Genomic DNA, 6,423 nt, shown 5'->3' on the forward strand with positions numbered 1-6,423 from the left:
CATCGTCACTTACAAAATGATTCGTTGGACGATGGTAGTTGACCAAATAACTACATATGTAATGGTTAATGCCAAAAATAAAAAACGCCAAATTTTTCGGAATAACGGTAGAACTTCAATCTCTTTCGTTGTGCGCCATTCAATGATTGTGAAAATGATGGCAATCACCACCGCAACGATGAAAGTGATAAAACCAATATCATAGCCCCATAAAAACTGAACTGATTCCGGTACTGAAAAAAACAATAAAAATGTCGTTAGATCTGCTGCTCTACCAAATACTTTTGGACTTTTCTTCGACAGCTTTCTAAACAGAGAATAAATAAGCGTAAATAAGATAATCGGGCATAATAAAATTACTTGTAAAATAATTGACCATATATAAATCAACTTTCCGCACCACCTTGTTGCATTGCAATTAATAATGAATGAAGTGTCGCTAATATTGGCATTTCATGATTGCGCGTTTGAGCCATCTGTAATATACCACCGACAATCGTATCCACTTCCATCAGTCTTCCGTTCAAACGATCTGCAAGCATAGAAGATGTATTTGTTGCTGTTTTTTTGCATAAAGCGATGACATCCTCAAATGGCAGCTGATCTTGTTGTTCTGGAAATGCTGTCATGATTTCTTTATATAATTGCTCTATTAATAAAAAACTATGCTTATTCGTTATAAGGGCACCGTTTTTCACATTTAGTATAGTCGTCATTGGGTTTATAAGGCAATTCAATAGTGCTTTACGTGTTAACATTTGCTCTGCATTTTCCGCCCATTCCATCGGCAGCTTATCCTTGGATAGCTGTAACAACGGCTCAAACAGCTGTCCATTCCCTATACCTAGAGCTATTTTCATCTTACCAACCCCACGGTGTGCAACGCTTGAATCTGATAGTTTTTCTGCACCGAATTCTACTGAGCTAAAGGCAATGTGCTCCTGATGCAATTGTTTTGCAAATTGCAAATGCATCACGCCATTTTGTATAAATAGTAATGGCGTACTTTTTGGTAACGATTGAAATAACGATTGTAAACCTGCTAGATGATGATACTTCACCGCAATAATCCACAATGCATCTGTTGGAAATTCTTTAAAATCCTGTGAAACTTTTATGTATGTCTGGTGCGATTTTTGCAAGACATCGATTTGCTGTAGCCCCTTGTCATTTAGCTCGCGTGCTTGAGATTCTCGGTGAACAAGTATATGTATTTGAGTGTGGTCTTTTTGTAGCAAGGATGCTAGCAACAAACCAACTGCTCCTCCACCTACAACGACGATTTGCATAACGATATCCCCTTTAAATAAGAAAAGCACATTCGTGCCCGTTCACCCCCCGCATCAGCAAAAAATAGCTGCCTGCATGACCCACACCGTGTGGGCCTCAAGCTTTTTGAAAGCTCGAAGTGAAAATGTACCCGAGGGATTGAAACGTCCTCTAGGGGGCGCGTATGCCTAGACAATGATAAACGGCATATACTTCCTTATTGTTTAAAATAGACTGAGGCCCACCTTAGACAGGTAGACCTCAACAGTAACACTTATTATACAGGATAAACTGGATGTTTTCGATATGGCATTAAGATTTGTTTTGAATCATAATATGCCAGGCGTTTCGTTATAACCGTTCTTAAATCACTCGGTGCAACGATTTCATCGACAATCATTTCTGATGCTAGTTTATAAATATCAATTTCTTTTTTATATTCATCATGTTTTTCTTTAACGAATTGAATACGTTCTTTCGAATCTTCAATCGCTTCGATTTTATTCGAATAAACGGCATTAACCGCAGCTTCAGGACCCATCACTGCAATTTGCGCAGTTGGAAGAGCGATACAGACATCCGGTTCAAATGCCGGTCCACACATTGCATACAATCCAGCTCCGTAAGCTTTTCGAACAACGACTGAGATTTTCGGTACGGTTGCGGAGCTCATCGCTGAAATAAGCTTCGCACCGTGGCGAATAATGCCCGCACGCTCTACTTTTGTACCGATCATAAACCCTGGCACATCAGCTAAAAATAATAACGGAATTGAAAAGGCGTCACATAAATTAATAAATTTTGCCGCCTTATCTGCCGAATCAATAAATAACACGCCACCTTTTGCCTTCGGTTGATTCGCAATAATTCCCACCGCTTGGCCATCCATACGCGCTAAGCCCGTAATCAATTCCTGTGCAAAAAGCTTTTTAATTTCAAAGAAGCTTCCCTCATCAATTAATTGATCAATTGCTTCATACATATCAAATGGCGCATTTTGATTTTCAGGAATAATCGCTTCCAAAGTACGCCCCTCTTTAGGCTGCACTGGATTTATGACTGCCGGCTTGTCAGCAAAGCTTGCTGGAAAATAAGTTAAATAGCGGCGCGCCTCGCTAATAGCTTCCTCTTCAGTTGTTACGAGTACATCCCCGCATCCACTAACAGAACAATGCATACGTGCTCCGCCCATTTCTTCAAGCGACACCTTTTCACCAATAACCTTTTCTGCCATACGTGGTGAACCTAAATACATTGAGGCGTTACCATCTACCATAATAACGATATCGCAAAACGCCGGTATGTATGCTCCACCTGCTGCAGACGGGCCGAATAATAGACAAATTTGCGGTATCATCCCTGACATCCGAACTTGATTATGAAAAATTCTTCCGGCTCCGCGGCGCCCCGGGAACATCTCTAACTGATCCGTAATACGCGCTCCTGCAGAGTCTACCAAGTAGAGCATAGGTACTTGATTTTTCTCCGCCACTTCTTGAATACGGATAATTTTCTCCACAGTTCGTGAACCCCATGAACCTGCTTTAATTGTTGAATCATTTGCCATGACACAAACCATTTGGCCATTCACCTTGCCCATTGCAGTGACAACACCATCTGCTGGTAAATCACCTGCTTCGCAATTGGCAAAGCGACCATCCTCTTCGTATTCCCCGTTATCGAAAAGAAGCTCTAAACGATCTCGCACGAATAATTTATTTGTTTCTTTTAATTTTTCGTGATATTTCTGTTGTCCACCTGCAAAAATCCCATCGAGTTTCGCAGTTAGACGTTCGTTATAAGTTGTTTGTTCAGACATTTATGAACCCCCTTTGTGTTCGACACCTACATTGTCATTACGCTAAGACGACTAAGACATCCTCTTCATTGACGAAATCGCCTTCATTCACTTTTACTTCAGCAACAGCGCCAGATACTTCAGCGTCTATTGGAATTTCCATTTTCATTGACTCTAAAACGATAACTGTTTGACCGGCAGTGACTGCATCCCCCTCTTTTACCTCTACACGAAATACTGTACCTGCCATTGATGCTTTAATTTCTCCCATGAATCATTTCTCCTTTCTGATTGGCTAACCATTCTGTAAGCGAGCTTGTATGGTAAACCCCTGATTGAAACATTTCTGCCTGTAATAATCGTTCGAATAATAACAGATTCGATTTTACCCCTTGAATAACTGTTTCCTTTACAATCCCTTGTGAATTAGTTAAAGCTTGCTCCCTTGTTTCCCCAAACACGATGAGCTTCGCAATAAGTGGATCATAAAATGGTGAGACACTATTTCCTTCAACGTAACCACTATCGATTCGAGAATGGTCTACTTGCGGGAACATTAATACTTGCAACTTACCAGGTGAGGGCAAAAATTTCTCTGGATCTTCTGCGTAAATACGATATTCAATCGCATGACCTTTGCTTTCAATAGCTTTTTGATCTATTACCGGTAATTTTTTCCCCTCAGCAACTACTAATTGCCACTCAACAAGATCAAAACCAGTAATCGCCTCTGTCACCGGATGCTCAACTTGCAAGCGCGTATTCATCTCTAGAAAATAAAAATGATTTTCCGCATCGACGATAAATTCCACCGTTCCCGCATTTGTATAATGAACAGCTTTTGCCGCATCCACCGCCGCTTGCAATAACTGCTCACGCTCTGCTTTTGGAAAGTTAGGTGAAGGTGATTCTTCAATAACTTTTTGATGACGCCGTTGAATCGAGCAATTCCGTTCGAATAAATGAACGACATTTCCATCGTCATCACCGAAGATTTGCACTTCGATATGGCGCGCATTTGGAATATATTTTTCGATAAAAACTTGGTCATTATTGAAATATGATTGTGCTCGTTTTTTCACATTTTCAAAACTACGACTGAGCGCTTGCTCACCCTCACAACACACCATGCCAATACCGCCACCGCCAGCTGATGCCTTCAGCATTACAGGATATCCTATCAAACTAGCAAACTGCAATGCCTCATCTAATGAAGTAAGTCCTTCATCTGAACCAGGCACAACTGGCACACCAGCATTTTTCATCGTTTGACGCGCTTGAATTTTATCACCCATTTGTTCGATTATATCGGCATTTGGACCAATCCAGCGAATTCCCGCTGCCACTACCTTTCTAGCAAAATCCGCATTTTCCGATAGCAAACCGTAACCTGGATGAATATCACTCACCTGATGCTCTACAGCTAGTTGGATAATGGCATCTGCCTTTAAATAAGACTGGTCAACCCTATTTTCACCGATGCGAATAGCAGTCGTCGCTTCTTTTACGAAAGGTAAATCTTGATCTGCATCTGAATAGATGGCAACTGTTTCAATACCAAGTCTGTGACATGTTGCGATAATACGTCTCGCAATTTCACCCCGATTAGCAATTAGAACTTTACGCATATTCATCCCCCTTTACTTGAACCATTTCTCCCTTTCTTTATTAGTCTAAACGAAATATGAAAGCGATTTCAACTAAAAACTAACAATATTTGTTTATAACTTAGAAATTTCTCTCATTTATTCTATTTCAAAATAACAAAAAGATCATTCCAAAACGATTTCAGAATGATCTTCCATGTAAAATATACATTTGTATGTTTATTGTCTGGCCTTCTCTAAACCTTGTGAGAGCCATTTTAACAACTCGTCATGCTCATGCTTTAACGCTTCATGAGATTTCTTTAATGACTGATACGCCTCAGATAATTGATCAAAACTCATTAGCGCCTGCTTTAAATGCGAACGCATCATTTGCTTCGGCCTCGTTTTAGCATCTTCTAACTCCATTTCGTATTGCGCTCTCAATGTTTTATTCCACCGAAAGCCACATGCCTGTTTCGTACGACCGAGCTGTTCTGCAGCTTCCTCAAAACCCGCAAGCTGTGAACGACCTTCACGAACGGCCATTAATATAATATCCACTAGACGTGCATCATCTGCAGCCAACCATTGATCTTTTCTCTTTTTAACTTCTATCTCAATCACCTCGCATTTTTATTACTATATGCGAGATTTTCAATTTTAGAAGTTATTTTGATTTTGATAGAAAACGATTTACAGCTTCATGATGAGCATCACTTTCCCACAACTTCGCACAAGTGTGAACTTCCTCCATAACGCGATCAAATAACTTCATTTCACGCCATTTACGAAGCTCCATCTCTTTATAAGCATGATGCACGGAAGGGTGAACTTTACGCATGTCCGCGATAAATGCCCCAAGAGCGTCTTCTTTAGAGCCTTCAAATACACGCATTGCCCAACCAATTTCATATAAAAGCTCCGCCGGATAAACCTTTGCATCAACTAACATTTTCAGTGCACGATCATGGCGTAAACCACGTTCAAATAAATATGTTCCGCCACCCCAGCCAGAAGTAATCGCTAACGTCCCTTGAATAAAGCCACATTTCGAATCAGAAGCTACTAAACGAAAATCACAAGCTGTTGCAATTTCACAACCTCCTCCAACAGCTGCACCATTAACTAACGCAATTGTCGGCACTGGTAATGTCGCCAACTCGTATAAAATTTTTGCCATCTTGCTCAGCATTCCAAAAGCTTGATCCTCAGTCGTTAACGAATGAAACTCCGCTAAGTCGCCACCTGAACAAAATGCACGATCCCCAGCTCCAGTAATGACTAAAAAACGTACCGTATCATGCTCATGCACATATGTAATAACTTCTTTAAAACCATTCATCACTTCATCATTTATTGCATTACGTCGTTCTGGACGGTCAATTGTAAATGTTAAAACACCATCCTGTTCTTGAAAATGATATGCCATTGAACTCTACCCCTTTTAGAAAATAGAAATAATATAATCATACCTGTTTTAAGTATGTGATGCAAAGAGCTCAATAAGTCTAGCTCATTTCTTCCACACCATTTATAGTGAAAGTTTATATAGAGATTATGCTTTTTAGCGTTTGTATTTGGACGATATTTCTATATCGGCGTATAAAAGAGATGTTGTGCGTAAATGCTGAGTGAATAAGCTTAATGTAGAAAAACTGCTCATAAGGTTTTTTTCTTAAATAAAACATTGTTTAAGACGTATAAAATTAGCTTTGAGTCGGAAAGATGTCGGCTTGAGTTATTATAGATGCTTTGAGTCATATAAGA

General features: G+C 40.0%; 7 protein-coding genes. All 7 read right to left on the reverse strand.

Going from position 1 to position 6,423, the window contains the following annotated elements:
* Window positions 1-9: 9 nt before the first annotated feature.
* The 7 genes from JFL43_RS06420 to JFL43_RS06450 all read right to left on the reverse strand — a co-directional run bounded on the left by JFL43_RS06420 (window position 10) and on the right by JFL43_RS06450 (window position 6,085).
* Window positions 10-390: a DUF3397 domain-containing protein gene (locus tag JFL43_RS06420; RefSeq protein WP_234447623.1), complete on the reverse strand. Its 381-nt coding sequence runs from the start codon at window positions 388-390 to the stop codon at window positions 10-12.
* The gene (locus tag JFL43_RS06425) at window positions 387-1,289 is read right to left on the reverse strand and encodes a ketopantoate reductase family protein (RefSeq protein ID WP_200748352.1); all 903 of its coding nucleotides are present in this window, start codon (window positions 1,287-1,289) and stop codon (window positions 387-389) included. The genes JFL43_RS06420 and JFL43_RS06425 overlap by 4 nt, the downstream gene beginning before the upstream one ends.
* A gap of 257 nt (window positions 1,290-1,546) precedes the next feature.
* Window positions 1,547-3,088, reverse strand: a complete 1,542-nt coding sequence (locus JFL43_RS06430) for an acyl-CoA carboxylase subunit beta (protein WP_200748353.1) — start codon at window positions 3,086-3,088, stop codon at window positions 1,547-1,549.
* A 37-nt stretch (window positions 3,089-3,125) separates the two neighbouring features.
* Window positions 3,126-3,338, reverse strand: a complete 213-nt coding sequence (locus JFL43_RS06435) for an acetyl-CoA carboxylase biotin carboxyl carrier protein subunit (RefSeq protein ID WP_100796374.1) — start codon at window positions 3,336-3,338, stop codon at window positions 3,126-3,128.
* The gene (locus tag JFL43_RS06440; protein ID WP_200748354.1) at window positions 3,325-4,695 is read right to left on the reverse strand and encodes an acetyl-CoA carboxylase biotin carboxylase subunit; all 1,371 of its coding nucleotides are present in this window, start codon (window positions 4,693-4,695) and stop codon (window positions 3,325-3,327) included. The genes JFL43_RS06435 and JFL43_RS06440 overlap by 14 nt, the downstream gene beginning before the upstream one ends.
* A gap of 198 nt (window positions 4,696-4,893) precedes the next feature.
* Complete coding sequence (locus JFL43_RS06445) at window positions 4,894-5,280, reverse strand: transcriptional regulator (protein WP_325166641.1); 387 nt, start codon at window positions 5,278-5,280, stop codon at window positions 4,894-4,896.
* Between the two features lie 43 nt (window positions 5,281-5,323).
* On the reverse strand, window positions 5,324-6,085 hold the full coding sequence (locus JFL43_RS06450; RefSeq protein WP_200748355.1) for an enoyl-CoA hydratase/isomerase family protein: 762 nt from the start codon (window positions 6,083-6,085) through the stop codon (window positions 5,324-5,326).
* Window positions 6,086-6,423: the final 338 nt, after the last annotated feature.

The organism is Viridibacillus soli, assembly GCF_016612995.1.
Classification (GTDB): domain Bacteria; phylum Bacillota; class Bacilli; order Bacillales_A; family Planococcaceae; genus Viridibacillus; species Viridibacillus soli.

Bases quoted from the DNA above. Each gene is read 5' to 3' on its own strand.
- JFL43_RS06440 (WP_200748354.1), bottom strand. From the start codon at position 4,695: ATGCGTAAAGTTCTAATTGCTAATCGGGGTGAAATTGCGAGACGTATT.
- JFL43_RS06430 (WP_200748353.1), bottom strand. From the start codon at position 3,088: ATGTCTGAACAAACAACTTATAACGAACGTCTAACTGCGAAACTCGAT.
- JFL43_RS06435 (WP_100796374.1), bottom strand. From the start codon at position 3,338: ATGGGAGAAATTAAAGCATCAATGGCAGGTACAGTATTTCGTGTAGAG.
- JFL43_RS06425 (WP_200748352.1), bottom strand. From the start codon at position 1,289: ATGCAAATCGTCGTTGTAGGTGGAGGAGCAGTTGGTTTGTTGCTAGCA.
- JFL43_RS06450 (WP_200748355.1), bottom strand. From the start codon at position 6,085: ATGGCATATCATTTTCAAGAACAGGATGGTGTTTTAACATTTACAATT.